We start from the raw sequence: 25,431 nt of genomic DNA, 5'->3' as shown, positions 1-25,431 counted from the left end.
GCTCAGGCCTGGTTCTTCTGGCGCTCGGCCTCGACCCGCGCCTGGATCTCCTTCTGGACATCCGAGCCCGAGGACGCCGGTGCCGCCGAACCGGACGACGCGGAGCCGTCGGTCACCTGGGCCACCGACTCGCCCTTCATCGACGCGCGGATCTGCTCGAGGCGGTTGTGCCCGGCCAGCTGCGTCGTGGAGTGCTGCACCTCGAGCATGCGGCCCTGCACGGAGTTCTGCGCGAGCTCCGCCGAGCCGAGCGCGGTGGTGTAGCGCTTCTCGATCTTGTCGCGGATCTCGTCGAGCGACGGCGTGTTGCCCGGCGCGGCCAGCTCGGTCATCTGCGTGAGCGAAGCCGACACCTGCTCCTGCATCTTCGCCTGCTCCAGCTGCGAGAGCAGCTTGGTGCGCTCCGCCAGCTTCTGCTGCAGCATCGAGGCGTTGCGCTCGACGGCCTGCTTGGCCTGCGCCGCCGCCTGCAGCGACTGGTCGTGCAGCGTCTTGAGGTCCTCGATACTCTGCTCGGCGGTGACGAGCTGGGCGGCGAAGCCCTCGGCGGCGGTCTCGAACTCCTGCGCCTTCTTCTCGTCGCCCTTCGCGCGCGCCTCGTCGGCGAGGACGAGCGCCTGGCGGGTGGAGGACTGCAGCTTCTCGACCTCACCGAGCTGCCGGTTGAGCTTCATCTCCAGCTGCCGCTGGTTGCCGATCACCGAAGCCGCCTGCTGGGAGAGCGCCTGGTGGTTGCGCTGCGCCTCCTCGATGGCCTGCTGGATCTGCACCTTCGGGTCGGCGTACTCGTCAACCTTCGACGAGAACGCCGCCATGAGGTACTTCCAGAACTTCACGAAAGGGTTGGCCATCTCCTCCGCCTGCCTTCTCACGTCCCACGAGCTGTTGATCCGGTGCTGTCACCGTTCGCCGTGTCCTGGCAACGTGCGACCCCCGGTGTTGGGTTCCATCGTGTCAGGTCAACGGCCGTGGTTCCAGGCGACCCCGGGGGAATTCAGGGATGGCCCTGACCCGACCCGGGGCACGGTCCGGATGCCGCCCGTTCCGCAGGTCACGCGGCGAGGACGGCCTTGGACTTCGGCGGGTGGATGGTGGTCCGCAGCGTCGGGGAGAGCCGCAGGTCGGCGAGGTCGTTGCCGCCGACGTTCGCCACGATCCGGCCGCCCTCGAACCCGCTGTCCGAGCTCGTGGCCTTGGCGCTCGCGCGATCCCCGCGCTCGGCGGGCTCCACCGGCTCGCCGGGCTGGCCCATGGCGGCCGTGTCGACCTTGTCCAGCGCGGACACGTCCGCGGCGACGTTGTGCAGCAGCTCACCGAGCGGCAGGTCCAGCGCCTCGCAGATGGACGCGAGCAGCTCGCTCGACGCTTCCTTCTGGCCCCGCTCGACCTCCGAGAGGTAACCGAGGCTGACCTTGGCGGCGCGGGAGATGTCGCGCAGCGTCCGGCGCTTGGTGGTGCGGGCATGACGGAGCCGATCACCGATCGCCTCGCGCAACAGCACGGTCATCACGCGCCTCCCTTCAGCTACTGACCACGTTACCGAGACCAGCCGACAGAACGCAGGTGTTGACACGTGCGTCCGCCAAGGGCGAACGCGTGGATCAACCCAGTTGTTCCCCGAGCAGGCCCAGCGCGGCGGTCACCGACGCCCTTCGCACGGCGTCGCGGTCACCGGACATCCGCAGCGTACGCGCATCGAGCACCCCTTCGCCCGCCACCGCGAGGTGCACGGTGCCGGGCGCCACCCCGTCCTGCGGATCGGGCCCGGCGACCCCGGTGAGCCCCACGCCCCAGTCGGCGCCGCACCGTTCGCGCGCGCCCCGGGCGAGCTGCGCGGCGACCTCCGGGTGCACGGCGCCGTGCTCGGCCAGCAGTGCCCCGTCCACCCCGGCGAGCGTCCGCTTGAGATCCGTGGCGTAGACGATCAGCCCGCCGCGCACGGTCGCGCTCGAACCCGGTACCTCGGTCAGCGTGGCGCACACCAGGCCGGCCGTCAGCGACTCGGCGGTCGCGACGGTCTGCCCGCGCCGGATCAGCGCGGCGACCAGCTCCCGCGCCTCCATCAGCGCGAGCTTCCCGCACGCAGCCGCAGCGCCCTGACCACGTAGTCGAGGCCGGTGGCGACCGTGAGCACGAGCGCGATGCCCATGAGCCCCCAGCACACCGGGTCCGCCCACGCCCCGAGCGGGAGCAGGTAGGCGCCGATCGCGACGCTCTGGGCCAGCGTCTTGGCCTTGCCGCCCCGGCTCGCCGGGATCACGCCGTGCCGGATGACCCAGAATCGCAGCAGTGTGACGCCCAGCTCTCGGACGGCGATGACGATCGTGACCCACCACGGCAGCTCGCCGAGCACACTCAGCCCGACCAGCGCGGCGCCGATGAGCGCCTTGTCGGCGATCGGGTCGGCGATCTTGCCGAAGTCGGTGATCAGGCTGTACCTGCGTGCGACCCAGCCGTCGACCCGGTCGGTGAGGGCGGCGACGGCGAACACGGCCGTGGCGACATAGCGCCACGCCGGGTCGGTGCCGTCGGCCGTGAACAGCGCGAGGACGAACAGGGGGACGAGGACCAGCCGCGACAGGGTCAGCAGGTTGGCGACGTTGAGCGTCGGCACGTTCGCGACCGCCGGGGTGGACGCGACGTCGGCGGTGCCGCCGACCTCGGCGTCCCGATCGGCGCCGCCGGCCTCGGCGCTCACGGCGCCCTGTCCGCGACCGGCTCGAGTGGCCGGACGATCAGGTCGACGCCCGCGCTGTCCACCACCTCGCAGCGGAGCAGCTCGCCGGCCTTGCAGCTACCGGCGTCCAGCACGACGCACTCGCCGTCCACCTCGGGCGCCTGGTGCGCGGCGCGGCCGGTGACCTCGTCGGCCTCGTCGGCGATGGTCTCCACGAGCACCTCGACCACCGTGCCGATCCGGTCCTCGGCACGCTGGGCGGTGAGCTCCTCGACCAGCGCGGACACCCGGCCGACGCGCTCGGCGATGGTCGCCTCGTCGAGCTTGCCGTCGAAGCCCTCGGCCTCGGTGCCGTCCTCGTCGGAGTAGCCGAACACGCCCACGGCGTCCAGCCGCGCGCCGGTGAGGAAGCGCTCCAGCTCCGCGACGTCGGCCTCGGTCTCGCCGGGGAAGCCGACGATCACGTTGGTGCGGATGCCCGCCTCGGGCGTGTACTCGCGGATCTGGTCGATGAGCGCCAGGAACGAGTCCGTGGAGCCGAAGCGCCGCATGCGGCGCAGCACGGCCTCGCTGGAGTGCTGGAAGGACAGGTCGAAGTAGTCGGCGACGCCCGGCGTGGTCGCGATGACCTTCACGAGGTCGGGCCGGGTCTCGGCGGGCTGCAGGTACGACACGCGCACGCGGTCGATGCCGGCGACGGCGGCCAGCCGCGGCAGCAGACCCTCCAGCGCACGGGTGCCGCCGAGCTCGCGGCCGAGATCCTTGCCGTAGGACGTGGAGTTCTCGCTGACGAGGAACAGCTCGCGCGCGCCCTGGGTGGCGAGCCACTCGGCCTCCGCGACGATCTCGTCGGGGTGGCGGGACACGAAGGACCCGCGGAACGACGGGATGGCGCAGAACGAGCAGCGCCGGTCGCAGCCGGACGCGATCTTCAGCGCGGCGACCGGCGAGTCGTCGAGCCGGGAGCGCAGCACGCGTGGGCCCCACCCGGCGTGGCCGGGCACGGCGACCTGCTCGGCCGCGGCGGGCCGCTCGACAGGGCTGATCGGCAGCAGGGTCCTGCGGTCGGCGGGCGTGTGCGAGGCGATCGAGCGGCCCTCGGCGATGTCGGCGAGCCGTTCCGCCAGCTGCGGGTAGTGGTCGAAGCCGAGCACCGCGTCGGCCTCTGGCAGGTTGTCGGCCAGCTCGCGGCCGTAGCGCTCGGCCATGCAGCCGACCGCGACCACCTTGGCGCCCGTGTCCGCCGCCGCGAGCAGGGTGTCCACCGAGTCCTTCTTTGCCGCCTCCACGAAGCCGCACGTGTTGACCACGACGACGTCGCTGGCCTCGGGGTCGGCGGAGAGCTCCCAGCCGCCCGCGGCGAGCCTGCCCGCGAGCTCCTCGGAGTCGACCTCGTTGCGGGCGCAGCCGAGGGTCAGCAGGGAGACGCGGCGGCCAGGCGAGGAATCAGCGGAAGACACCCGACCAGGGTAACGAGGAGACCCTGGTCGGTGGTGCGGAGCCCGCCCGCTAGCGTCTGGAGGGTGGAGTCCCCGCTCATTCGCCGCGCGCGCGTCGCGGACGTTCGCAAGATCAAGGCGCTGGTCGACTCCGACGCGGGCAAGGTGCTCCTCGAGAAGGAGCTCGTGACCCTCTACGAGGACATGCAGGAGTTCTGGGTCGCCGAGCTGGCCGGCGAGATCGTCGGCTGCGGCGCCCTGCACGTGCTGTGGGAGGACCTCGCCGAGATCCGCACGGTCGCCGTGGAGCGCTCGATGCGCGGCAGGGGCCTCGGGCACCTGCTGGTCGGCAGGCTCGTGGAGCTGGCGAGGGAGCTGGGGGTGCCGCGGATCTTCGTGCTGACGTTCGAGACGGAGTTCTTCGCCAAGCACGGGTTCCGGGAGATCCACGGCACGCCCGTCCCGCGCGAGGTCTACGAGGAGATGCGCCGCTCGCTCGACACCGGCGTCGCGGAGTTCCTGGACCTGCCGTTCGTCAAGCCCAACACTCTCGGCAACACGCGCATGCTCCTTGACCTGACCGCGCCCACCGGTGCGTAGTCGGTAATTCACCCACTGTTCCCACCTTCGGAGGTGGTGGCGGCAACCGGCGGCACCCGAAGCTGATCAAGCCTGTTTCCTGCCTGCTCAGCGAGGGAGCCTGCCATGGCCACGTCAGTCCTGCGCCGCACTCTCCGTGGCGCCGTCGGATCCACCGCCGTCGCCGCCGCCCTGTTCGTCGGCGCGGGAACGGCGCCCGCCGTCGACGTCCGGGAGGTGACCGACGAGTACCTGTTCGAGCTGTCCCTGTCGCAGTTCGGCACCACGCGCGCCACGGCACCGCATGCCGACGTGCTCGACTGGTCCTCGGACGCGTGCTCGTGGTCACCGGACAGGCCGCTGGGCTACGACTTCACCCCCGCCTGCCACCGGCACGACTTCGGCTACCGCAACTACAAGAGGCAGAGCCGGTTCACCGAAGCGAACCGCAAGGCGATCGACGACAACTTCTACAGCGACATGAAGACGATCTGCGCGGGTCGCTGGCAATGCGACGGCGCCGCGTGGACCTACTACCAGGCGGTCCGCAAGTTCGGCGCCAGCTGACCCCCCGCCCCTGCAGTGAGGGCCACCTTCACTGCGTTCAACGCAGTGAAGGTGGCCTTCACTGCAGATGGGCACTCTGGCTAGTCCAGGTCCTCGTCGTCGTCGGCGGGGCCGGGGTCGCCGCCTCGGATGAGGGCCAGCGTTCCGGGCAGGTCCTCGGGCTTGACCAGCACGTCGCGCGCCTTCGACCCCTCCGACGGGCCCACCACTCCCCGGGTCTCCAGCAGGTCCATGAGCCTGCCCGCCTTGGCGAAGCCGACGCGCAGCTTGCGCTGCAGCATCGAGGTGGACCCGAACTGCGAGGTGACCACGAGCTCGGCGGCCTGCAGCAGCACGTCGAGGTCGTCGCCGATGTCGGCGTCGATCTCCTTCTTCTCGCCTGCCTTCGCCGCGGTGACACCGTCGGTGTACTCGGGCTCAGCCTGCTCCTTGGTGAAGTTGACGATCGCCGCGATCTCCTCGTCGCTGACGAACGAGCCCTGCACGCGGGTCGGCTTGCCCGCGCCCATCGGCAGGTACAGCGCGTCGCCCATGCCGATGAGCTTCTCGGCGCCCGGCTGGTCGAGGATGACGCGCGAGTCGGTGAGCGACGACGTGGCGAACGCCAGCCGCGACGGTACGTTGGTCTTGATGAGGCCGGTGACGACGTCCACCGACGGCCGCTGGGTGGCGAGCACGAGGTGGATCCCCGCGGCACGGGCCTTCTGCGTGATGCGCACGATCGCGTCCTCGACGTCACGCGGCGCGGTCATCATGAGGTCGGCGAGCTCGTCGACGATCGCCATGATGTAGGGGTAGGGCCGGTACTCGCGCTCGCTGCCGGGCGGAGCGGTGATCTCGCCGGAGCGCACCTTCTTGTTGAAGTCGTCGATGTGGCGCACCCGGTTGGCCTGCATGTCCTGGTAGCGCTGCTCCATCTCCTCCACGAGCCAGGCAAGCGCGGCGGCGGCCTTCTTCGGCTGCGTGATGATGGGCGTGATGAGGTGCGGGATGCCCTCGTACGGCGTCAGCTCGACCATCTTCGGGTCGATCAGGATCATCCGGCACTCCTCCGGCGTCGCCCGCGCGAGCAGCGACACCAGCATGGAGTTGACGAAGCTCGACTTACCGGAGCCGGTGGAGCCCGCCACGAGCAGGTGCGGCATCTTGGTCAGGTTCGCGGTGACGAAGTGTCCCTCGATGTCCTTGCCGAGGCCGATCACCATCGGGTGGTTGTCCTTGGCGGCCTTGGCCGAGCGCAGCACATCGCCGAGGCGCACCATCTCGCGGTCGGAGTTGGGCACCTCGATGCCGACGGCCGACTTGCCGGGGATCGGCGCGAGCAGGCGCACGTTGTCGGTCGCGACGGCGTAGGCGATGTTCTTGGTGAGCGCGGTGATCTTCTCGACCTTGACGCCGGGGCCGAGCTCCACCTCGTAGCGGGTCACCGTGGGGCCACGGGTGAACCCGGTGACCTGAGCGTCCACATTGAACTGCTCGAGCACGCCCGTGATCGCCTCGATCATGGCGTCGTTGGCCTTGCTGCGGGCCTTCGGGGCCTCGCCGAGCGTCAGCAGCTCCGGCGAGGGCAGCGTGTAGTCGCCCTCGACGGCGCGGGTCACGGCGAGCGCGGGCTGCTCGGGCTTGCTCCGGGGCTTGCGCTCCGGCACCTCGGCCGCCTTGGGCTTCGGCGCGGGGTCCGGGACGGGCGAGGCGGTCAGGTCGTCGAACAGGCTCGGGTCCTCGGCGCTGGTGTCCGCGCTGGCCTGGCGGCGCCGGGAGGGCTTGCGCAGCCGCACCGACGCGGGGTCGGCCTCGGCCACCGGATCGTGCCGGGCCTGCCGCTGGTTCTCCTCCTCTTCGAGGTCGGCGGGGTCGACACCCCACTCGCGGAGGCGGCGCGGGATCTCGCGCACCGGCGTCGCGGTGAACACGAGCACGCCGAACGCCAGCGTGAGGATCAGCAGCGGCACGGCCACCCAGATCGTCACGCCGCGGGCCAGTAGGTCTCCGGAGAACCAGCCGAGCCAGCCGCCCGCGTACATCTGGTCGCCGTGCTCCTGCGGGCGGGCGTTGAACAGGTGCAGCAGGCCGAGGATCGACAGGGTCACCAACAGCGTGCCGACGACCATTCGCGGCCTGGTCTCCGGTTTCGCCTCGGAGCGCATCAGCGCGACGGCGGACACCACGAGCGCCAGCGGGACCGCGACGGCACCGGCGCCGAAGACGCTGCGCATGCCGACGGTGACCCATTCGCCGATCGGACCCGCCGCGCGCCAGAAGACGCCGACGGCGGTGACGAGACCGAGCGCGATCAGGCCGAGCGCGAGTCCGTCCCTGCGGTGCTCGGGTTCCAGCTCGCGGGTGCGGCCGACCGCGCGGGCGAGGCCGCCGATGCCCTTGGCGAGCAGGTTCCAGCCGCCCCGGACGGTCTTGGCGAACGCGCCACCGGACGAGCCTCTGCTCTTGCGGGGCGGCGGCTTGCGGACCGAGGGGCGCGAGCGCGACGAGGACGACGGCCGCGACCGGCTCGCGCCCTTCGCGGGCGCCTTGCCTCTGCTGCCGCCACGTGCGGTGCTTCTCCCCTTTGTCACCGACCCGCTCGCCATGTCTCTACGGTAACCGCCACGCCACGGCAATCACATGTGCCACTCACGCCACCCGCGAAACATTTCCGGTGAGAGGCGCTCGCAACCACGTGTCACACCCGTGACATCCTTCACCCCATGGTGGCCCTGCACCCCGAGGAGAACACGACGACACGCCCCGACCGGGACGGCGCGACGCCGGCGATCTGGCGGGCGATGCTCGCGATCGACCAGCGCGTGGTCCGGCTGGCCGGCAAGCTGCGCGTGACCGGTGCCGTGCCCCGCTCCCTGCGCGGCAGGCCGCTGCTCATGGCGGCCAATCACATCGGCGTCTTCGACGCGTTCGTGCTCATGGCGGCGTGCAGGCGCATCGGCGTCGCCCCTCGGTTCCTGCTCGCGGGCGGGCTGCTGGACGCGCCGGTGCTCGGCCCCGCGCTCAAGGCGAGCGGTCACCTGCGGGTCGACCGGGGTTCGGCGTCGGCGGTGGAGCAGTTCGCCCACGCCGTCGAGGCGATGCGCACCACGCGCGCGCCGATCATCGTCTACCCCGAGGGCCGCATCAGCCACGACGCCGGGTTGTGGCCGGAGCGGGGCAAGACCGGTGCCGCGCGGCTCGCGCTGGCCTCCGGCGTGCCCGTGGTGCCGATCTCCCAGTGGGGCGCCCACGAGGCGGTCTACTGGGGAACGGAGCGGGTCGAGGGCGTCGCCGACGTGCTGCCGCTGCTGCGCTCGGGCCTCACCTCGCCGCTGCGCAGGCCGACGTTCAAGGTCCACTTCGGCGCTCCCGTCGACCTCTCGGAGTTCGCGGCGAGCAGGCCGGGCGACGCCGTGAAGGCGCACGCGGCCATCATGCGCGCCATCACCGACGGTCTCGTCCCCCTGCGCCGGGACGAGCCGGACGTCCCGCGGTTCTTCGACCCCACGCGGCCCACCGACACCCGCAGCCCGTGGCGGCCGTCACCGACGCCGTAAACCAGGCGAAATCTGTCGGTTCCCCGTCTTAAGGTCCGGGTGTGTCCGCCGATGTCTCCGCCAGCTCCACCACCTTCGTGGCCCGCCGTGGCCGCGGGACCGCACTGCTCCTGCTGGCCTCGCTGTCTTTCGGCAGCTCCGGGGTGATCGGCAAGCCCGCGATGCTCGCGGGCCTCGCGCCCGAGCAGGTGGCGACCGCCCGGATCGGGCTGGCCGCGGTGGTGCTGCTCGCGGGGGTGGCGCTGGTGCGGCCGAGCCTGCTGCGCGTGCCGAAGGGCCAGTGGCGGCTGCTGCTCGGGTACGGGTTGCTCGGGGTCGCGGGCGTGCAGCTGTTCTACTTCATCTCCGCGTCCCGCATCCCCATCGGCGTCGCGATCCTGCTGGAGTTCAGCTCGCCCGTGCTGGTGGCGCTGTGGGTGCGCTTCGTGCGCAGGGTGCGGCTGCCGTGGCCGATGTGGATCGGCATCGCGCTCGCGCTCGGGGGGCTGGCGATGGTGGCCCGCGTCGGCGAGGGCCTGCGGCTCGACGCGATTGGCCTGCTCGCGGGCGTGGGGGCGGCCCTGTGCTCGGCGGCCTACTTCCTGCTCGGCGAGCACGGCGTGGCCAACCACCACCCGCTCGGCATGGTCACGTGGGGCATGGTCATCGGCGCCGTCGCGGTGTGCGTGGTCTCGCCGCCGTGGACGCTGCCCGCCTCGGTGCTGGCGAGCCCGGCCGAGCTGGGCCCGTGGCGGCCCCCGGTGTGGGCGCTACTGCTGGCGGTGGCCCTGGTCTCCACCGTGCTCGCCTACCTCGCGGGCATCTCGTCGCTACGCCACCTCCCGGTCGCGGCTGCCAGCGTGCTGGCGCTGGTGGAGCCGCTCGTGGCCACCGCAGCGGCGTGGCTGCTGCTGGACGAGGCGCTGACCTGGGTCCAGCTGCTCGGCGCGGCCGTGCTGCTCGGTGGCGCGCTCCTGGTGCAGCTCACCTCGCCGGGCAAACAGCAGCCCACGGCGGGCGAGCCGCTCCCTCTCGAGAGCTAGCCCGGCGGCACCCGCGAGGGAGGCGCGCAACCGGCCGCGCCCGCGAGACTTCCAAGGCAAGGCAGGACAGGCAAGACAGGCAAGGACGACGACCGACTGGGGAGGTCACCATGAACAATCCGACCCGTGCCGAGCAGCGCCGCGCCCGCCGCGCCCTGCTGGTGCAGCTCGCGACCGTGGGGCTGGCGCTGCTCGCCGTCAGACGGAGATGACCGTGGGCACGATCATCGGCCGCCGCCGGTAGGTGTCGGCCACCCACCGGCCGACGACCCTGCGCACCGCCTGCGCGATGCGGTGGGTGTCGGTGATGCCCTCGATCTCCGTGCGCGAGAGCTCCATCTCCACGAGCGATACCGCGGCGTCGAGCGCCTTCGGGTCGTCGGAGAACCCGCGCCCGGACACGGTCGGAGGGCTCACCGCCCGGCCCGTCGCCGAGTCCACGGCCACGTTGATCGCGATGAAGCCGCCCTCGCCGAGGATGAGCCGGTCGGACAGCGTCGACTCGCCGACATCGCCGACGGAGAGCCCGTCGACGTACACGTAGCCGACCTCGACGCGCCCGGTGGTGGTGGCCTTGCCGTCGACGAGGTCCACGACGACTCCGTCCTCGGCGAGCACCACGTTCTCCGGCGCCACTCCGGTGCGCACCGCGAGCGCACCGTTGGCGCGCAGGTGCCGCCATTCGCCGTGCACCGGCATGACGTTGCTCGGCCGGATGGCGTTGTAGAGGAACAGCAGCTCACCGGCCGAGGCGTGCCCCGACACGTGCACCTTGGCGTTGCCCTGGTGCACGACGTCGGCGCCGAGCCGCACCAACCCGTTGATCACGCCGAAAACGGCGTTCTCGTTGCCGGGGATCAGCGAGCTGGCCAGCACCACCGTGTCTCCCGAGCGGATGGAGATCTGCCGGTGCTCGCCCCGCGCCATGCGCGACAGCGCCGACAACGGCTCCCCCTGCGAGCCCGTGGACACGAACAGCACCTTGGTCTCGGGAAGGTTCACGGCCTCGTCGAGGCTGATCAGCAGGCCCTCCGGGATGTTCAGCAGGCCCAGCTCGGCCGCGATGTCCATGTTGCGGACCATCGACCTGCCGACGAAGGCCACCCGCCTGCCGTGCCGCACCGCGGCGTCGAGCACCTGCTGGACGCGGTGGACGTGGCTGGCGAAGCACGCGACGATCACGCGCTGGCGCACCCGCGCGATCACGTCGTCGAGCACGGGCCCGATGTCGCGCTCGGGCGTCACGAACCCGGGCACCTCGGCGTTGGTCGAGTCGACGCACAGCAGGTCCACGCCCTCGTCGCCGAGCCGCGAGAACCCCGCGAGGTCGGTGAGCCTGCCGTCGAGCGGCAGCTGGTCGAGCTTGATGTCACCGGTGTGCAGCACCAGCCCCGCCGGCGTGCGGATGGCGACGGCCAGTGCGTCGGGGATCGAGTGGTTGACCGCGAAGAACTCCAGGTCGAACGCCCCGACCGTGCGCCGCTCGCTCTCGGTGACCTCCACCAGCTGCGGGCGCTGCTTGTGCTCCTTGCACTTGGCCGCCAGCAGCGCGAGCGTGAACCTCGAGCCGTACACCGGCAGGTCGGGCCGCAGGCGCAGCAGGAACGGGACGGCGCCGATGTGGTCCTCGTGACCGTGGGTGAGCACGAGCGCCTCGATGTCGTCGAGCCGGTCCTCGATCGCCCTGAAATCGGGCAGGATCAGGTCCACGCCGGGCTGGGCGTCCTCGGGGAACAGCACGCCGCAGTCGACGACCAGCAACCTGCCGTCGTACTCGAAGACGGTCATGTTGCGCCCGACCTCGCCGATGCCGCCCAGCGCGACGACACGCAGGCCGCCCTCCGGCAGCGGCGGTGGTGCGTTGTTCGGTCCGGGTCCAGATACCAGTTCCGTCACCGATGAATGGTCCCAACGCTCGTGTGTGTGGTCGGTGCGACGTACGCCGCCGCCGAGTCGGCCTGCGCGACGCGCGAGCCGGCCCAGTCGCTCGTCGGGTGCGCCTCCAGCGGGACGCCGGCCGCGGTGAGGTCGGCGGCGATCGCCTGGATCTGCTCTTCGACGGCGGGCACGATCGGCAGGCGCGGCTCGCCGACGTCGTAGCCGCGCAGCCGCAGGGCGGTCTTGCTGAACACCACGCCGCCGACGCGGGAGAACGCCCGGTACACGGCGAGCATGCCGCGGTGGTTGGTGCGCGCGGTGGACGTGTCGCCGTCCTCGTAGGCCTCGATCATCGCGCGGATCCGGCCCGCCACGACGTGGCCGATCACGCTCACCACGCCTGCCGCGCCCACGGACAGCCACGGCAGGTTCAGCGCGTCGTCGCCGGAGTAGTACGCGAGGTGCGTGTTGGCGATGACCTCACTGCCGGCGAGCAGGTCACCCTTGGCGTCCTTGACGGCCACGATGCGCGGGTGCTCGGCGAGCCGCCGCAGCGTGTCCACCTCGATGGGCACGATCGAGCGAGGCGGGATGTCGTAGAGCATCATCGGCAGCTCGGTCACGTCGGCGACGGCCGTGAAGTGGGCGTACAACCCGGCCTGGGTCGGGCGGGAGTAGTACGGGGTCACCACGAGCACGCCGTGGGCTCCCGCCTTTTCGGCGGCCTGGGCCAGCTCGACGCTGTGGGCGGTGTTGTAGGTCCCGGCGCCCGCGATCACGGTGGCGCGGTCGCCGACGGCCTCCACGACTGCCCTGATCAGGTCGGCCTTCTCGGCGTCGGTCGTGGTGGGACTCTCGCCCGTGGTGCCGTTGAGGACGAGCCCGTCGTTACCCAGCTCCAGCAGGTGCACGGCGAGCTCCTGCGCCCGCTTCAGGTCGAGGGCACCCTCGGCGTCGAACGGGGTGACCATGGCGGTGAGCACCCGGCCGAAGGGTCTGCCCGGCGCGGCGGTCGGCGGGGTGGACGGTGCGATCGACATGCTGCTGACGGTACCTCCTCAGGCCCCCGGTGAGTGCGCCGACCGCGCCGATCGAGGGCCCTGCGACGCGGATCGCGACGGCAGGCGGAGGATCGCCCGTCTCACCGGTCCGGGACGGGAATTCCTCCTGGTCTAGTTGACCTGGTTGGTCTGATAACCGTTGAGCCGGCCGTCGTTCGCGCCGACGACGAAGCAGTAGATGTAGCGCACCGGGTCGCTGGTGCTGTCCTCCGGCGGCTTCGCCCACTCGGCCCGGGACGGAACCACCGCCTGGTACTTGAGGGAGGACCGTGCCTCCGGCCGGATGCGGTTGGAGTAGAAGGCCACCGCGCACTTGGCCTCGGCGAACGCGTTCAGCCGCTCGGGGCCGGGATAGTCGGCCGCGTCAGCGCCCTCCTCGTCGGAGAGCCCCACGGGATACGAGCTCTCGTACAACTGGGCGTCGTGCTCCTCGTCCTCGCAGTCCACCCAGTTCTGGCTGCTGATCGAGCGGCCGGCGCCGATCGGGCTGTTCACGCACCAGTACGAGCTGCCGTCGAAGTAGTAGCTCTCGATGTCGCCGCCCTCGCCGTAGGTGAGGGTCGGCGCCATCGCCTCGTCGACCGAGGGGCTCCACACGGGCTTGCCGAGGAAGAAACCGCCCGCGAGGAGGGCGACGGCCGCCACCGTCCCGCCGACGAGCAGACCCTTGCGCTTGCCCTTGCGCACCGGGGGCCGCTGCTGGGCGAAGGCCGTTGGCGGGCCCATCATGGTCGGCGGCTGGCCGCCGTTCGGGTAGAGCGCGGTGTGCTGCCCGCCGGGCGGGGTCGACGGCGCGTAGCCGGGCTGCTGCGCGGCCATGCCCAGCAGTCCGCGAGCCTGTTCGGCGGTGATGCGGGCCTCGGGCGTGGAGATCAGCATGCCCATGATCGCCGACGCGAGCGGTCCCTGCGCGTGGGTCAGGAACGGCACGTCGTGCATGATCGCGTGCAGGGTCGCCGCCGTGGTCGAGCGTTCGAAGGGCAGCGAGCCCTCCACAGCGAAGAACAGCGAGGCGCCGAGCGACCACAGGTCCGAGGCCGGCAGCGCCTCGCGGCCCGCGACCCGCTCGGGGGCCATGAACGCGGGCGAGCCGACGAGCATGCCGCTGGTGGTGAGCCGGGGGTCGTCGACGGCCTGCGCGATGCCGAAGTCGGTGAGCTTCACGCGCCCGTTCGCGCCGACCATGATGTTGCCCGGCTTGACGTCGCGGTGGACGATCCCGGCGGTGTGCGCGGCCTGCAGCGCCGAGAGCACCTGGTCGCCGATCGCGGCCACCTGGTGCGGCGGCAGTGGTCCCTGTGACCTGATCACGTCCGACAGCGTGGGCGCCTCGACGAGCTCCATGACGATGAACGTGGAGTCACCCTCGCCGATCACGTCGTACACCGTGACCACGGCGGGGTCGTTGAGCTTCCCGCCGGTGCGCACCTCGCGCAGCACCCGCTCCTGGAAGACGCCGGCGTCCTCGGCGCCGTCGGGCAGACGCAGCTCCTTGATCGCGACGTGCCTGCCGATCACGGTGTCCTCGGCGCGGTGCACGACACCCATCCCGCCGCGGCCCAGCTCGCTCAGCAGGCGGTACCGGCCGGCGATGACGCGCGGCACCGCGGTCGCCTGCGTGGTCTGGATCTGCCGGAGCTGCTCGTCGGTCACCGCTTGTGTCCCCTCGTCGTGTGCGCCCAGATGTTAGCGGGCGGCCGATCACGGGGTGTCAGACTCCGTGAACCTCGTGCCCTGCGGCTTTGAGCGCGATCACGGCGCGGCCGAGGTCCGGCGCCTTGACGAGCACGTGGTCGGTTTCGAAGGTGGACAGGCTGAACAGCGCGACCCCGGCCGCGGCGAGTTCACTGGAGAGCGCGGCGATGATGCCGGTGAGCGTGAACGCGAGCGGCCCGCGCACGGTCAGCAGCCGCCAGTCCGCCTCCACCTCGGCGTCCTGGGGCGCGACCGCGGCCGGGCACACCACCGACAGCTCGGTGGCGGTGCGGGTGAGCGAGACCAGTTCGCCGTCGATGGGGTCGAGCAGCTGCGACGGCAGTGCCGCCGTCGCGTCCAGCCGGGCGACGGCGTACTCGCCCGGCTGGACGTCGATCACGAGACGGCGCACCCGTCAGCCCTCGAGGACCTTCGGGCTCGAGGCGACCTCGGTGCCGTCCGGCAGGGTCGAGATCGTGAAGTCGGCGAAGACGTTTTCCGCCGCCTTCTGCAGCTGCCGCAGGCATTCCACGGCGAGCGCGCGGATCTCGACGTCGGCGTGCTCGGTGGCGCGCATGGCGATGAAGTGCCGCCAGGCGCGGTAGTTGCCGGTGACGACGATGCGCGTCTCGGTGGCGTTGGGCAGCACCGAGCGGGCGGCCTGGCGCGCCTGCTTGCGGCGCAGCGTGGCGCTGGGCGCGTCGGCGAACTTCTGCTCGAGCCCGGCGAGCAGCTCGGTGTAGGCGTCCACGCTCGCCTGCGCGGCGGCGACGAACTTCTCGTGCAGCTCCGGGTCCTCGGCGATCACGTCGGGCTCCACGAAGGCCGCGTCGCGCTCGGGCACGTAGCGCTGCGACAGCTGCGAGTACGAGAAGTGCCGGTGCCGGATCAGCTCGTGGGTGAGCGAGCGCGAGATCCCGGTGATGTAGAAGCTCACCGAACCGTGTTCCAGCACCGAGAGGTGACCGACCTCGATGATGTGGTCGATGTACCCGGCGTTGGTCGCGGTCTTCGGGTTGGGCTTCTTCCACGACTGGTAGCACGCCCTGCCCGCGAATTCGGCGAGCGCCTGCCCGCCGTCCGCGTCCGTCGACCACGGCACGTCCTCCGGCGGGAAGAACTCCGTCTTCGCGATCAACCTCACCGTGGGTGACACCGTCTCGGCCACGTCCGACTCCCTCCACCTCTGCGACTGCGGGCAGCGTATCTCCCGCGCCCGACAATCCCGGTTGACGTCACCAGACGCCACGGCGACAGTTGCGTGATGTCAGAAGTGGCGTCATAGTGGTGTCATGGATTTGACGCCGTACCTCGACCGCCTCCGGGAGGACCTGAGCACCGCGGCCTCCGCTGGCGACGAACAGACGCAGCGCGCGGCGGCCGTGCTGGCGGCGGCGCTGGAGCCCGCCGCGAGGCTGACGCTGATGAACGCACTGGCCGACCTCGCCGCCGAGGTCACGGCCAACCTGCCGGACCAGGTGGTGGAGGTCCGGCTCGACGGCCGCGACGTGCGCGTGGTCGTCACCGGGACCGCGCCGGAGTCGCCCCGTGGCCCCGGCACGCCACCTCCCCCGCCGGCGCCACCTACGCCGCCGTCCGCCGACACCGGGGACATCAGCCGCATGACGCTGCGGCTGTTCGAGCAGATCAAGTCGCAGGCCGAGCAAGCGGCCGCGGCGCAGGGGGTCTCGCTCAACACGTTCGTCTCGCAGGCCGTACAGGGTGCCCTGCAGGGCACCCACCAGCACCAGCAGTGGACCGGGCCGAAGCACCGCGGCGGCGGTAGCCGGTCCCACCTCCACGGCTGGGTGGAGGGATGACCATGACCGAGCAACCACAGGACGCGCCCGAGGAGCTGGTGCGCAGCCAGACGTTCGACGCCGAGGGCCCGCTGGAGCTGGACCTCGACGTGACGGTGGGCCGCGTGGACGTCCGCCTCGGGGAGGGCGACGTCCTCGTCGAGATCCGGCACGATCCGTCCGCGCAGGCGCCGTGGACCGAGGGCGTGTCGAGCCTGCTGAGCTGGGTCGGGGAGCGCTTCGGGGGCCAGTTCGGAGGCGCGTTCGGCGCCGACCTCACCGGCTCGCCGAGCGACGCGGTGGAGCAGAGCCGCATCGAGAAGACCGGCAACCGGCTCGTGGTGAAGGGGCCCAGACCGCTGCCGCTGCGCAACACCCCGCTCGCGGTGACCGTGCATGCGCCGGAGGGCTCGCACCTGAACGTCCGCACGGGTACCGCGAACGTGACCGCGACCGGCACCGCGGGACGGGTCGACGTCTCCACCGGCTCGGGTGCGGTGGACCTGGAGGGCGCCGAGGGAGCGGCGACCGTGCGCACGGGCAGCGGCGCGGTGAAGCTCGGGCCGTTGCCCGCGGGACTGCAGCTGCGCTCGGGCAGCGGTGACGTCGAGGCGAGGTCCCTGCCGGGTCCCGCGACGCTGGCCACCGGGACGGGCGACGTGTGGCTCGGCGAGGTGGCCGGCGAGGTGCTGATCCGGACCAGCAGCGGCGACCTGTCCGTCGCCGACGCGGCGGCGGGCTCGATCGAGGCGATCACGGGCTCGGGCGACGTCCGCATCGGCGTCCGCGGCGGGGTCGCGGCCGAGATCGACCTGTCCTCGGGCGCGGGCCGGGTGTCGAGCGAGCTCGACGTGGCGGACACGCCGCCGGAGGGCGCGGTACCGCTGACGATCCGCGCCCGCACCGGCTCCGGCGACGCCATGATCACCAAGGCGGCCAGCTGACCGGCCGGGGGTGAGGAAACGGCGGCCCGGCCGTGACGGCCGGGCCGCCGCTCAGCGTTAGAGGGTCCTGTTCACGAGACGGACGGGAAGGCGCGTGCGCCGGGCGCGCCCGAGCGCGTGACCGTTCCGCTCGTCGCCCGCACCGGTAGAACCCGCGGGCACCGGTTGGACACCAGCGCCCGCAAGACGACGCGCTGCCTGCCGAGCGCGCCCGCCTCGCGCTCGCGCTCCATGATCGCGGCCAGGAGGCCCTCGCCGGGCGTGCTCGGGCCGAGCCAGGCGGCGCAAGACGACCGGCTCGCGACCACCCGCAGCAGGTTCCCCAAAGCGGGAGCGAGGGAGCTTCACTTCCGGAAAACGGGAGTAAAGCTCCCTCGCTCCCATCCAGCCGGGGCGCGAAAGGAGCCGTCACCACGCCGCGGCGGCGCTACGCTCGGCGTGGTCATGTGCAGTCAGGTCGTGAGCCCGGTCTTCGCGGGCCGCCGCGAGGAATCCGCCCGGCTCGCCGCGGCGTTCGCCATCGCGACGGCGGGCGACCCGGCCACGGTCCTGATCGGAGGCGAGGCGGGCGTCGGCAAGTCCCGCCTGGTCGAGGAGTTCCTCCGCACCGGCCCAGGGAACGTGCTCGTCCTGTCCGGCGGCTGCCTCGACGTCTCGGGTGACGGACTGCCGTTCGCCCCGTTCGTCGCCGCGCTCCGCGGACTGCCCGGCGAGCTCACCGGCACCGAGCGAGAGACGCTCGCCCCGCTGCTGCTCGCCCCCGCCCCGCGCTCCGGCGACGACGCGCGCCTGCGCCTGTTCGAGGGGCTGCTCGCGCTTCTGGCCCGGCTCGCGGCAGCGCGGCCCGTGGTGCTCGTCCTCGAGGACATCCACTGGGCCGACCGCTCCAGCCGCGACCTCATCGACTTCCTGGTGCGCAACCAGCGAGCCGCCCCCGGGACGCTCCTGCTCGTCACCCACCGCTCCGACGAGCTCGGCCGCGCCCACCCGGTGCGCGCGCTGCTCGCGGGCCTCGGCCGCGTGCCGTGGGTGGAGCGGCTGGAGCTGCGGAGGCTGACCAACGCAGCCGTCGTCGCCCAGGTCCGCGGAATCCTCGGCGACGAGCCCGATCCGGAGTCGCTGCGGGGGATCATCGCGCGCAGCGACGGCAACCCGCTCTTCGTCGAGGCGCTGGTCGACAGCGGTCCGGGGACCACGGTTCCGGCCTCGCTGGAGGACCTGCTGCTCGCGGGCGTCGAGCAACTGCCGAAGGCGGGGCGGGAGGTGCTGCGGGCCGCCGCCGTCGGCGGGGCCAGGGTGCCGCACTCCGTGCTGGCCGCCGTGCACCACGGCGACGTCACCGACGCTGTCCGCGCCGCCGTCGACGCCGGGACGCTGCTCGTCGACGGCGACGACTACGTGTTCCGGCACGCGCTGATCCGCGACGCCGTCCACGCGAGCCTGCTGCCGGGCGAGCGGGTCGCCCTGCACGCCCGCTACGCCGCGGTGCTGGCCGGCGTTCCCGGCGCGCACTCGCGGCTGGCCCACCACCTCTCCGCCGCGGGCGACGCACCCGGCGCGCTCGCCGCCGCGTGGGAGGCGGCCGGCTCCGCCCGCCGGTCGCTGGCCCACGCGGAGGAGCTCCGCATGCTCGAACGCGTCCTCGAACTCTGGCCCGACGTCTCGGACGGCGCCGAGCGCATCGGCCACGACCGGGCGGCGGTGCTGGAGCACGCCGCCCACGCCGCCGCGCTGGCCGGGGAGCCGGAACGCGGCGAGCGGCTCGCCACCGCCGCACTCGCCGAGCTCGACCGCGGCACGCACGCCGCCCGCGTGGCCCTGCTGCTCGACCTGCGCGCCCGGCTGCGCGGACGGCTCGGCACGGGCGGCGCGCTCGACGACCACCACGCCGCGGTCCGCCTCCTCCCGGCCGGGCATCCGACTCGCGGCGCCCTGCTGAACTCGCTCGCCGAACACCTGCTCGTGGTGCCGCTGCCCGACGAGGCGCGGCACGCGGCCGAGCTCGCGCGGGAGGAGGCCAGCGCGGCGGGCGACGACGCCACCGAGGCCTCAGCCCTGATCACGCTCGCGGTGCTCGCCGCCCGGATCGGTGACCTCGACGGCCAGCTGCCGCTGCTGGCCAAGGCCCGCGCGCTGGCGGAGAGCGCGGGCGCGGACGGGGTCCGGCTGCGGTCACTGCGGTTCGAGGCACACCTGCTCCAGGCCTACGGCAGGCTCGCCGAGTCCGAGGAGGTCGCCCGCCGCGGACTGGCCGCCGCGCACCAGGCCGGGCTCGCGCGGTCGGCGGGGCCCGAGCACGCCGTCGACCTGATCGGCACCCTGCTGCTGGCCGGGCGCTGGGCCGAGGCGGCCGAGTCGCTCGACCACGCTATGGAGCTCACCCAGCAGGGCACCACCCACACGAACCTGCTGGCCTACAAGGCCTACCTCGCGCTGCACCGCGGCGAGCTCGACACCGCGGCCGATCTCGCCGCACGGGCGAAGGCACACAGCACCGGGTCGGCGCCGCCGCCGACACTGTTGCTCGTGCCCCGGCTCGAGGCCGAGCTGGCTCTCGCCCGTGGTGAGCCCGCCGAGGCGGCGAAGATCGTCCCGCCCGCGCTGGAGTTCCCCCATCTCGCGGTCTCGTCCCGCTTCACGTGGCCGCTGCTGGTGGTCGGCGCGCGCGTGGCGGGCGCGGCCGGAGACCTCGCGCTCCTCGGGACGCTGATCGGCCAGGCGGCCGGCACCCGGATCGCCGGACCGGTCCAGGCGGCGGAGGCGCGCACGTTCGAGGCCGAGGCGGCGCGGGCCCAGCAGCAGCCCGACCAGGCGCTGTGGGAGACCGCGGTGGCGGCGTGGGAACCGCTCGGCCACCCGCTGCACCTGGCGACAGCGCTCCTGGGTCTGGCCGAGGCTCGGCTGGCCACGGGCGCCGGGCGCGACGCGGCGGTGGTCCCGTTGCGCAGAGCCGCAGAGCTGACCGAGGCCCTCGGCGCCCGGCCGCTACACGACGCTGTCACGGCGCTGGCCAGGCGAGCCCGGATCGGCCTTCCCGGCGAGGACGGCACCGGCGAGCAGCCCCGATTCGGCCTGACCGCGCGCGAGCTGGACATCCTGCGACTCGTGGCCGAAGGCCTGAGCAACCGCGAGATCGGCGAGCGGCTGTTCATCTCACCGAAGACGGCGAGCGTGCACGTGTCGAACATCCTCGGCAAGCTCGGCGTCGCCAACCGCGTCGAGGCCGCGGCCACCGCCCACCGGCACGGTCTGCTCGGCACGCCGGAATAGGGCTCGTGCCTCATGCGCGGGCGGGCACCTTAGCCCGACGCTCGGGTCATGGCCGAGACACCCACCACCGAACCACGCACCCGCTGGAGCGCCGTCGCCGCCGTCTCCCTTGGCGTGGTGCTCGTGGCACTCGACATGACCGTGGTCGCGGTCGCCCTGCCCGCACTAGGTGCCGACCTCGGCGCCGAACCGGCGCTCACCCAGTGGGTGCTGCTCGCCTACTCCCTGCCGCTGTTCGCCTTGAGCGTGCCGGCCGGGCGCTGGCTCGACCGCGCGGGGCCGCTGCCGGCGTTCGTGCTGGCGGTCTCCGGTTTCGGCGTCGCGAGCGTGCTGATCGCCGTGGCCCCGACGATGGGCGTGCTGCTGCTCGGCCGCGCCGTGCAGGGCGTGTTCGGCAGCCTCGTCAACGTCGTCGCGATGCCGATCGTGGCGGCGTCGGTCCGTCCCCAGCACCGGGCGCGGGCGATGAGCATCGTGCTCACGCTCATCCCGCTCAGCGGCGTCGCGGGCCCCGCGCTGGGCGGCCTGCTCGCCGACGCCTACGGCTGGCGCTCGGTGTTCCTGCTCAACGTGCCGATCGTGCTGGCCGCCGTGTGGGCGGGCGTGCGGGCCATCCCCTCCCGGCTGCCCGGTCGCGAGGGCCTGCCAAGGCCGGACCTGCGGTTCGCTCGCGAAACGTTCGTGCTCGGCCTGGCCGGGACGGCCCTGTTCCTGACGCTCGACCTGCTCGGACGCTCGGCGGGTGCCGCGCTTCCCGCGCTGCTCGGCGCTGTCACGGTCGTGGCGCTCGCCGCGTACACCCGGCTGCCGGAGTCCCGGCCGGTCCGCGGGCTGCTGACCCGGCGCACGCTGCGGCTGCCGTTCCTCGCCCTGCCGCTGATTCTCACGGGCGTGGGCGCGCTGAACTTCCTCGTGCCCTACTTCCTCACCGAGGTGCGGCACGCCTCGCCAGCGCGGATCGGTGTGGTGTTGCTCGCCCTCTCCGCGGGCATGGCCGTGTCCTCACCCATCGCCGGGGTGCTGGCCGACCGCGTCGGCAACCGGCCCGTGGCCTTCGCAGGCACGGTCGTGGTGCTGGCGGGCACCGTCAGCCTGCTGTTCACCGACGGCGACACGAGCGGCCTCGACCTGGCGTTGCGGCTGGCGCTGGTCGGAGTCGGCAACGGGCTGTTCGCCGGCCCCAACGCGGCCACGGTGCTGGCCCACACCCCACCCGAGCTGATGGGCACCTCCAGCGGCATCAGCGCGCTGCTGCGGACGCTCGGCTTCGCCCTCGGTCCCGCGCTCGGCGCCATGCTGTGGACGAGCGTGCCCGGCGCGGCGGGCGGCTTCACCGCGGGCATGACCGTCGTCGCGGCCGGGGCCGTCGTCGCCACCACCGCCACCGCGTGGTCACTCCGGCAGCGTGACCGGCGTGTCGTCAGCGCGTGAGCCTCCCCAGTGTCGTCGCGAGATCACCCCGCTCCCCCACCTCGACGCCGCCGAGCCCAAGCCAGCCGGCCATCAGCGAGAGCTCGGCGGCCAGCTCAGCGGCGACCCGCGCGTGGTCGGCGCTCGGCTCGGCGAACGCGCCCGGCACGCGCAGCACGCCGGCCGCCCGGTCGGCCTTGAGGTCCACGCGTGCGACGAGCTCGCCGTCGAGCAGGAACGGGAACACGTAGTAGCCGTGGACCCGCTGGGGCTCGGGCACGTAGATCTCGATGCGGTACCGGAAGCCGAACAGCCGCTCGGTGCGCGCCCGTTCCCAGATCAGCGGGTCGAACGGGCACAGCAGCGCCCGCCCGGTGATCGCCCTCGGCGCCTTCGCGGCGGCGTGCCGGTATGCCTGCTGCCGCCACGACTGCACGCGCACCGGCTCCAGCGTGCCTTCCTCGACGAGCTCCGCCACGGCCCGCCTGGTCACCTCGGGCCCGAGCCGGTAGTAGTCCCGCAGATCGGTCTCGGTCGCCACGCCCAGTGCCCGTGCCGACCGCTCGACGAGCTGCCGCGCGCCCTCCGCCGCGTCGACCCGGTGCGCCAGCACGTCCGGCGGCACCACCCGCTCGGTGAGGTCGTAGAGCCGTTCGAAGCCGCGTCGCGTGCCGGTGGTGAGCTGGCCCATCCCGAAGAGCCACTCGCAGATCTTCTTCACCTCCGAGCGGTCCCACCACGCGCCCGGCGTCCGGCCCGACTCGCCGACGATCTCCTTCTCGATCGCGCCCGCGCCCACCGGGCCCAGCTCCTTGACCACGGCCAGCACGTCGTCGACCAGCGACGGCGACCGCTCGGCGAGCCTGCCGTAGTTGCGCCACCAGCCCTGCCGCTTCGCGCCGGAGTGCAACAGCGGCCAGTCCCCCACCGGCACCAGGCTCGCCTCGTGGGCCCAGTACTCCACGAGCAGCCTCGGCTTGCGCGCGCTGTGGGACCACGCCGCGTCGTCGATCAGCGCCGGGTCGTACGCGCCGAGCCGCGCGAACAACGGCGCGTAGTGGGCCCTGACCGCGACGTTCACCGAGTCGAGCTGAATGAGCTGCACTCGCGACAGCACCCGCGCCAGATGTCGCCTCGTGGGCGGCCCCGGCGGGCGCGGGTCCGCGAATCCCTGCGCGGCCAGCGCGGTGCGCCGTGCCACGGGCAAGCTCATTGTTCTCACGGTCAGCCATGCTGCCAGGACCCTCCGACACTTTCCGCGCGAGCCGCTAGCGTGCGGGTATGAGCACCGCCGCGGTCCACCTCGCCACCATCGCCGACGCCGCCGAGATCGCCCGCATCCAGCGGGTCACGTGGCACGCGGCGTACGCGGAGCTCCTCGGCCCCGCCGCGCTCGACATGCTCGACGCGGACGAGCTGACCCAGCACTGGCTGGAGGCGATCGAGCACCCCGGCAGCGACGTCTACCTCGCGCTCGAGGGCGAGTTCGCGGTCGGCTTCTGCGCCGCCGGCCGGGCACCCGAGGAGGAGATCGCCGCCGCCGACGGCACGCTGCCGGCCGACGCCGCCCGCACCGGGCTGATCGCCACCGTGCTCGTCGAGCCGCGCTGGGGCCGCCGGGGCCACGGCGGTCGCCTGCTGGCGGCCGCGGCGGCCGGGTTGCGCGAGCGCGGAGCCGAGCGCGGCGTCACCTGGGCCGCGCAGTCCGACCCGGCGTCACTGGCGTTCTTCCGGGGCGTGGGCTGGCATCCCGACGGCACCGTCCGCACCCTCGACACCGGCGAGCGCACCGTGCGCGAGCTGCGCCTCACCGGTTCGCTCGACCTTCGGCTCCGCGACTGAGCCGCGAGGCTCGCGGAAGACAACCCAGCGCATCACGCTGTACATGAACACGCCCTCACAGCCGCCAGCGAGCAGCCGCGCGAGGTGGTAGTCGAGACCGAGCGCCGTGAGCCCCGCGCCCACGCCGAGGATGAACGCGACATAGTTGACCACCACCGCGATGGCGTACAGCACAGCCTGCCGCCCGACAGGGGCGTGCGAGCGGAAGTTGAAGGTACGGTTGAGCACGAACGCCAGCCCGAACGCGATCGCGTAGGCCACGCTCACCGAAATGGCGATGGGCAGCTCCAGCCCGCCGTGCAGGAGCGTGAGCAGGAGCAGGTCCACCCCGAACGTGCCGCTGTTGATGAGCGCGAAGCCGAGGAACGTCGGCGGGACGATCCGGGAGAGACCGAAGGGCAACCGGGACGTCACCGCCGAGCAGAAGACGGCGAAGCGGTGCGCGATCCGGGAGGCGGAGGGGTGCCGAGGGGCGGACGTGGCCACTGCGCTAGGTTGCCAGCCCAAGGTTTCCGGACACTGACGATCAAGTGAGCGTCCGGGGCACGCACTCCTTGAAGATCAAGCAAAACTCACTCGGGCGACACACGTTCGCGCTACCGTGAACCGATCACTTTTCCTGGAGGCTCTTGGTGCTTGCCTGGCTGGCTCTCACGCTCGGAGTCGCTTTCGGCTCCGCCGTGGTCCCGGTCATCAGCATCGAGGTGTTCGTCATCGGGCTCATGACCAGTGAGAACGGCATCCCGTGGCTAGCCGTCGGCGCCGCTGTGGCGATCGGCCAGATCGCGGGGAAGCTGCTGTACTTCCTCGCCGCGCGCGGCTCCATCCGCCTCCCGGACATGCTGCACCGCAGGCTCCACCGCGAGCGCCCACCATCGGCCCGCCGGTACCGCTGGCACCTGCGGACCAAGCGGCTGCGGGCGTGGCTGGAGGCGCTGCGCGAGCGCTGCCACCGCCATCCGCACTGGATGAACGGCACCTACGGCATCAGCGCGATCATCGGTCTCCCGCCGTTCATGGCGACGAGTGTGCTGGCCGGCCTCGTGCGGATGCGGATGGCGACATTCGTGGGCGCCGGGCTGCTCGGCCGGTTCGTCCGGTTCAGCGTGCTCGCCGCGTCACCCGCGCTGTTCGCCAACCTCATCTGACCCGTTCCAACCGCAGTGAAGGCCACCATCACTGCGTTGAACGCAGGCATGGTGGCCTTCACTGCAGGCATGGCTGCCGTGGCGCGAGGCCCACGTCTGACCCCTCGCTAGGCCCGGTCGGCGGCCTCGAGCTCGATCGCCTTGCGCATCGTCGCGCGGGCGCGGCGGCGGTCGCCGGCGATGTCGTAGGCGTGGGCCAGCCGGTACCAGCGCCGCCAGTCCTCCGGCTCGGCCTCCACCTCGGCCCGCCGTTCGTCGAACCAGGCGTCGGCCGCCTGACGGTCGACCCGGCCGGACGGCCTCCTCGGCAGATCCGACACGTCGGGAAGGCCACCCTCGGCGTCGAGCCTGCGCGCGAGCCGCTGCACCTGGTTGCCCGACCGCCAGGTGGTGACCAGCATCCACACGCCCAGCAGCGGCAGAACGAGCACCGCCACGCCGAGCAGCACCGGCACCGTCTCCCCCGTGCGCAGCAACGCGACCGCGCGGCCTGCGAGCAGCACGAGGTACACGGCCACCGCGACGGTGAGCGCGATGGCCACATTGCGAGCCCTCACCGTG

Annotated in this window: 24 protein-coding genes and 1 pseudogene; 10 read left to right on the top strand and 15 right to left on the bottom strand. The window is 72.6% G+C overall.

The features are described from left to right. Positions 1-2: 2 nt before the first annotated feature. The 5 genes from FCN18_RS31755 to rimO all read right to left on the bottom strand — a co-directional run bounded on the left by FCN18_RS31755 (position 3) and on the right by rimO (position 4,137). Complete coding sequence (locus FCN18_RS31755) at positions 3-851, bottom strand: PspA/IM30 family protein (RefSeq protein ID WP_112267195.1); 849 nt, start codon at positions 849-851, stop codon at positions 3-5. Positions 852-1,051: 200 nt separating this feature from the next. Further along, complete coding sequence (locus FCN18_RS31750) at positions 1,052-1,507, bottom strand: helix-turn-helix domain-containing protein (RefSeq protein WP_170200628.1); 456 nt, start codon at positions 1,505-1,507, stop codon at positions 1,052-1,054. A 94-nt stretch (positions 1,508-1,601) separates the two neighbouring features. Further along, complete coding sequence (locus FCN18_RS31745) at positions 1,602-2,063, bottom strand: CinA family protein (protein ID WP_112267199.1); 462 nt, start codon at positions 2,061-2,063, stop codon at positions 1,602-1,604. Continuing rightward, positions 2,063-2,614: a CDP-diacylglycerol--glycerol-3-phosphate 3-phosphatidyltransferase gene (gene pgsA / locus FCN18_RS31740; protein WP_112268261.1), complete on the bottom strand. Its 552-nt coding sequence runs from the start codon at positions 2,612-2,614 to the stop codon at positions 2,063-2,065. The genes FCN18_RS31745 and pgsA overlap by 1 nt, the downstream gene beginning before the upstream one ends. Before the next feature lie 80 nt (positions 2,615-2,694). Further along, positions 2,695-4,137: a 30S ribosomal protein S12 methylthiotransferase RimO gene (gene rimO / locus FCN18_RS31735; RefSeq protein WP_112267201.1), complete on the bottom strand. Its 1,443-nt coding sequence runs from the start codon at positions 4,135-4,137 to the stop codon at positions 2,695-2,697. Positions 4,138-4,200: 63 nt separating this feature from the next. Between rimO and FCN18_RS31730 the strand changes: the two genes are divergently transcribed. Together FCN18_RS31730 and FCN18_RS31725 are read left to right on the top strand one after the other, a co-directional pair. Then, positions 4,201-4,716, top strand: coding sequence for an amino-acid N-acetyltransferase (locus tag FCN18_RS31730; RefSeq protein ID WP_112267203.1), 516 nt, complete (start codon positions 4,201-4,203; stop codon positions 4,714-4,716). Positions 4,717-4,821: 105 nt separating this feature from the next. Then, the gene (locus tag FCN18_RS31725; RefSeq protein WP_112267205.1) at positions 4,822-5,262 is read left to right on the top strand and encodes a phospholipase; all 441 of its coding nucleotides are present in this window, start codon (positions 4,822-4,824) and stop codon (positions 5,260-5,262) included. Positions 5,263-5,342: 80 nt separating this feature from the next. Here the strand turns inward: FCN18_RS31725 and FCN18_RS31720 are convergent, their stop codons facing one another. Next, a complete protein-coding gene (locus FCN18_RS31720; RefSeq protein ID WP_112267207.1) occupies positions 5,343-7,850 on the bottom strand; it encodes an FtsK/SpoIIIE family DNA translocase in 2,508 nt (835 codons plus the stop codon). A gap of 117 nt (positions 7,851-7,967) precedes the next feature. Here FCN18_RS31720 and FCN18_RS31715 point away from each other — a divergent pair, with 117 nt between their 5' ends. Beyond that, positions 7,968-8,801 (top strand): lysophospholipid acyltransferase family protein, encoded by an 834-nt coding sequence (locus FCN18_RS31715; protein WP_112267209.1) that lies wholly within the window; start codon positions 7,968-7,970, stop codon positions 8,799-8,801. Positions 8,802-8,842: 41 nt separating this feature from the next. After that, positions 8,843-9,823: an EamA family transporter gene (locus tag FCN18_RS31710; protein WP_113643955.1), complete on the top strand. Its 981-nt coding sequence runs from the start codon at positions 8,843-8,845 to the stop codon at positions 9,821-9,823. Positions 9,824-10,021: 198 nt separating this feature from the next. Here the strand turns inward: FCN18_RS31710 and FCN18_RS31705 are convergent, their stop codons facing one another. From FCN18_RS31705 to thyX, 5 genes are all read right to left on the bottom strand, one after another. Then, positions 10,022-11,719 (bottom strand): ribonuclease J, encoded by a 1,698-nt coding sequence (locus tag FCN18_RS31705; protein ID WP_112267213.1) that lies wholly within the window; start codon positions 11,717-11,719, stop codon positions 10,022-10,024. Then, positions 11,716-12,741 (bottom strand): 4-hydroxy-tetrahydrodipicolinate synthase, encoded by a 1,026-nt coding sequence (dapA, locus tag FCN18_RS31700; protein WP_137096805.1) that lies wholly within the window; start codon positions 12,739-12,741, stop codon positions 11,716-11,718. The genes FCN18_RS31705 and dapA overlap by 4 nt, the downstream gene beginning before the upstream one ends. 132 nt (positions 12,742-12,873) lie before the next feature. Next, entirely contained in the window at positions 12,874-14,415 is a 1,542-nt protein-coding gene (locus tag FCN18_RS31695) for a serine/threonine-protein kinase (RefSeq protein WP_137096804.1), read from the bottom strand. 58 nt (positions 14,416-14,473) lie between these two features. Continuing rightward, a complete protein-coding gene (locus FCN18_RS31690) occupies positions 14,474-14,869 on the bottom strand; it encodes an ACT domain-containing protein (protein ID WP_137096803.1) in 396 nt (131 codons plus the stop codon). Between the two features lie 3 nt (positions 14,870-14,872). Continuing rightward, positions 14,873-15,625, bottom strand: coding sequence for an FAD-dependent thymidylate synthase (thyX, locus tag FCN18_RS31685; RefSeq protein WP_137096802.1), 753 nt, complete (start codon positions 15,623-15,625; stop codon positions 14,873-14,875). 124 nt (positions 15,626-15,749) lie between these two features. Here thyX and FCN18_RS31680 point away from each other — a divergent pair, with 124 nt between their 5' ends. Both FCN18_RS31680 and FCN18_RS31675 read left to right on the top strand, forming a co-directional pair. Continuing rightward, positions 15,750-16,277: a toxin-antitoxin system HicB family antitoxin gene (locus FCN18_RS31680; protein WP_112267224.1), complete on the top strand. Its 528-nt coding sequence runs from the start codon at positions 15,750-15,752 to the stop codon at positions 16,275-16,277. Positions 16,278-16,279: 2 nt separating this feature from the next. After that, positions 16,280-17,200, top strand: coding sequence for a DUF4097 family beta strand repeat-containing protein (locus FCN18_RS31675; RefSeq protein ID WP_112267226.1), 921 nt, complete (start codon positions 16,280-16,282; stop codon positions 17,198-17,200). 71 nt (positions 17,201-17,271) lie between these two features. On the opposite strand, the gene FCN18_RS39280 is transcribed toward FCN18_RS31675, so the two are convergent. Next, complete coding sequence (locus tag FCN18_RS39280; protein WP_158303202.1) at positions 17,272-17,508, bottom strand: hypothetical protein; 237 nt, start codon at positions 17,506-17,508, stop codon at positions 17,272-17,274. A gap of 151 nt (positions 17,509-17,659) precedes the next feature. Here FCN18_RS39280 and FCN18_RS31670 point away from each other — a divergent pair, with 151 nt between their 5' ends. Both FCN18_RS31670 and FCN18_RS31665 read left to right on the top strand, forming a co-directional pair. Beyond that, a complete protein-coding gene (locus FCN18_RS31670; RefSeq protein ID WP_158303201.1) occupies positions 17,660-20,470 on the top strand; it encodes a helix-turn-helix transcriptional regulator in 2,811 nt (936 codons plus the stop codon). A 48-nt stretch (positions 20,471-20,518) separates the two neighbouring features. After that, positions 20,519-21,901, top strand: a complete 1,383-nt coding sequence (locus tag FCN18_RS31665; protein WP_137096800.1) for an MFS transporter — start codon at positions 20,519-20,521, stop codon at positions 21,899-21,901. Here FCN18_RS31665 and FCN18_RS31660 read toward each other — a convergent pair. Beyond that, complete coding sequence (locus tag FCN18_RS31660; RefSeq protein ID WP_407675804.1) at positions 21,891-23,093, bottom strand: winged helix-turn-helix domain-containing protein; 1,203 nt, start codon at positions 23,091-23,093, stop codon at positions 21,891-21,893. The two genes, FCN18_RS31665 and FCN18_RS31660, sit on opposite strands and share 11 nt — an antisense overlap. A 68-nt stretch (positions 23,094-23,161) precedes the next feature. On the opposite strand from FCN18_RS31660, the gene FCN18_RS31655 reads away from it, so the two are divergent. Then, positions 23,162-23,722 carry a GNAT family N-acetyltransferase gene (locus FCN18_RS31655; RefSeq protein ID WP_112267232.1) on the top strand — a complete coding sequence of 187 codons (561 nt, stop codon included), beginning with the start codon at positions 23,162-23,164 and terminating at the stop codon, positions 23,720-23,722. Between the two features lie 27 nt (positions 23,723-23,749). Here FCN18_RS31655 and FCN18_RS31650 read toward each other — a convergent pair. Further along, positions 23,750-24,136: pseudogene (locus FCN18_RS31650) on the bottom strand (GtrA family protein); the annotation flags it as partial. A 218-nt stretch (positions 24,137-24,354) separates the two neighbouring features. Here FCN18_RS31650 and FCN18_RS31645 point away from each other — a divergent pair. Then, positions 24,355-24,870 carry a hypothetical protein gene (locus tag FCN18_RS31645; RefSeq protein ID WP_112268262.1) on the top strand — a complete coding sequence of 172 codons (516 nt, stop codon included), beginning with the start codon at positions 24,355-24,357 and terminating at the stop codon, positions 24,868-24,870. A gap of 107 nt (positions 24,871-24,977) precedes the next feature. On the opposite strand, the gene FCN18_RS31640 is transcribed toward FCN18_RS31645, so the two are convergent. Then, positions 24,978-25,427, bottom strand: a complete 450-nt coding sequence (locus tag FCN18_RS31640) for a tetratricopeptide repeat protein (RefSeq protein WP_137096798.1) — start codon at positions 25,425-25,427, stop codon at positions 24,978-24,980. Positions 25,428-25,431: the final 4 nt, after the last annotated feature.

Source organism: Prauserella endophytica, assembly GCF_005146945.1.
GTDB lineage: Bacteria > Actinomycetota > Actinomycetes > Mycobacteriales > Pseudonocardiaceae > Prauserella_A > Prauserella_A endophytica.
The sequence above is the reverse complement of the archived record's forward strand: the minus strand, read 5'-3'. Positions and strand labels throughout refer to the sequence as shown.

Bases quoted from the DNA above. Each gene is read 5' to 3' on its own strand.
- FCN18_RS31755 (WP_112267195.1), bottom strand. From the start codon at position 851: ATGGCCAACCCTTTCGTGAAGTTCTGGAAGTACCTCATGGCGGCGTTC.
- FCN18_RS31750 (WP_170200628.1), bottom strand. From the start codon at position 1,507: ATGACCGTGCTGTTGCGCGAGGCGATCGGTGATCGGCTCCGTCATGCC.
- FCN18_RS31745 (WP_112267199.1), bottom strand. From the start codon at position 2,063: ATGGAGGCGCGGGAGCTGGTCGCCGCGCTGATCCGGCGCGGGCAGACC.
- FCN18_RS31725 (WP_112267205.1), top strand. From the start codon at position 4,822: ATGGCCACGTCAGTCCTGCGCCGCACTCTCCGTGGCGCCGTCGGATCC.
- FCN18_RS31720 (WP_112267207.1), bottom strand. From the start codon at position 7,850: ATGGCGAGCGGGTCGGTGACAAAGGGGAGAAGCACCGCACGTGGCGGC.
- FCN18_RS31715 (WP_112267209.1), top strand. From the start codon at position 7,968: ATGGTGGCCCTGCACCCCGAGGAGAACACGACGACACGCCCCGACCGG.
- dapA (WP_137096805.1), bottom strand. From the start codon at position 12,741: ATGTCGATCGCACCGTCCACCCCGCCGACCGCCGCGCCGGGCAGACCC.
- FCN18_RS31680 (WP_112267224.1), top strand. From the start codon at position 15,750: ATGGATTTGACGCCGTACCTCGACCGCCTCCGGGAGGACCTGAGCACC.
- FCN18_RS31675 (WP_112267226.1), top strand. From the start codon at position 16,280: ATGACCGAGCAACCACAGGACGCGCCCGAGGAGCTGGTGCGCAGCCAG.
- FCN18_RS31665 (WP_137096800.1), top strand. From the start codon at position 20,519: ATGGCCGAGACACCCACCACCGAACCACGCACCCGCTGGAGCGCCGTC.
- FCN18_RS31660 (WP_407675804.1), bottom strand. From the start codon at position 23,093: ATGAGCTTGCCCGTGGCACGGCGCACCGCGCTGGCCGCGCAGGGATTC.
- FCN18_RS31655 (WP_112267232.1), top strand. From the start codon at position 23,162: ATGAGCACCGCCGCGGTCCACCTCGCCACCATCGCCGACGCCGCCGAG.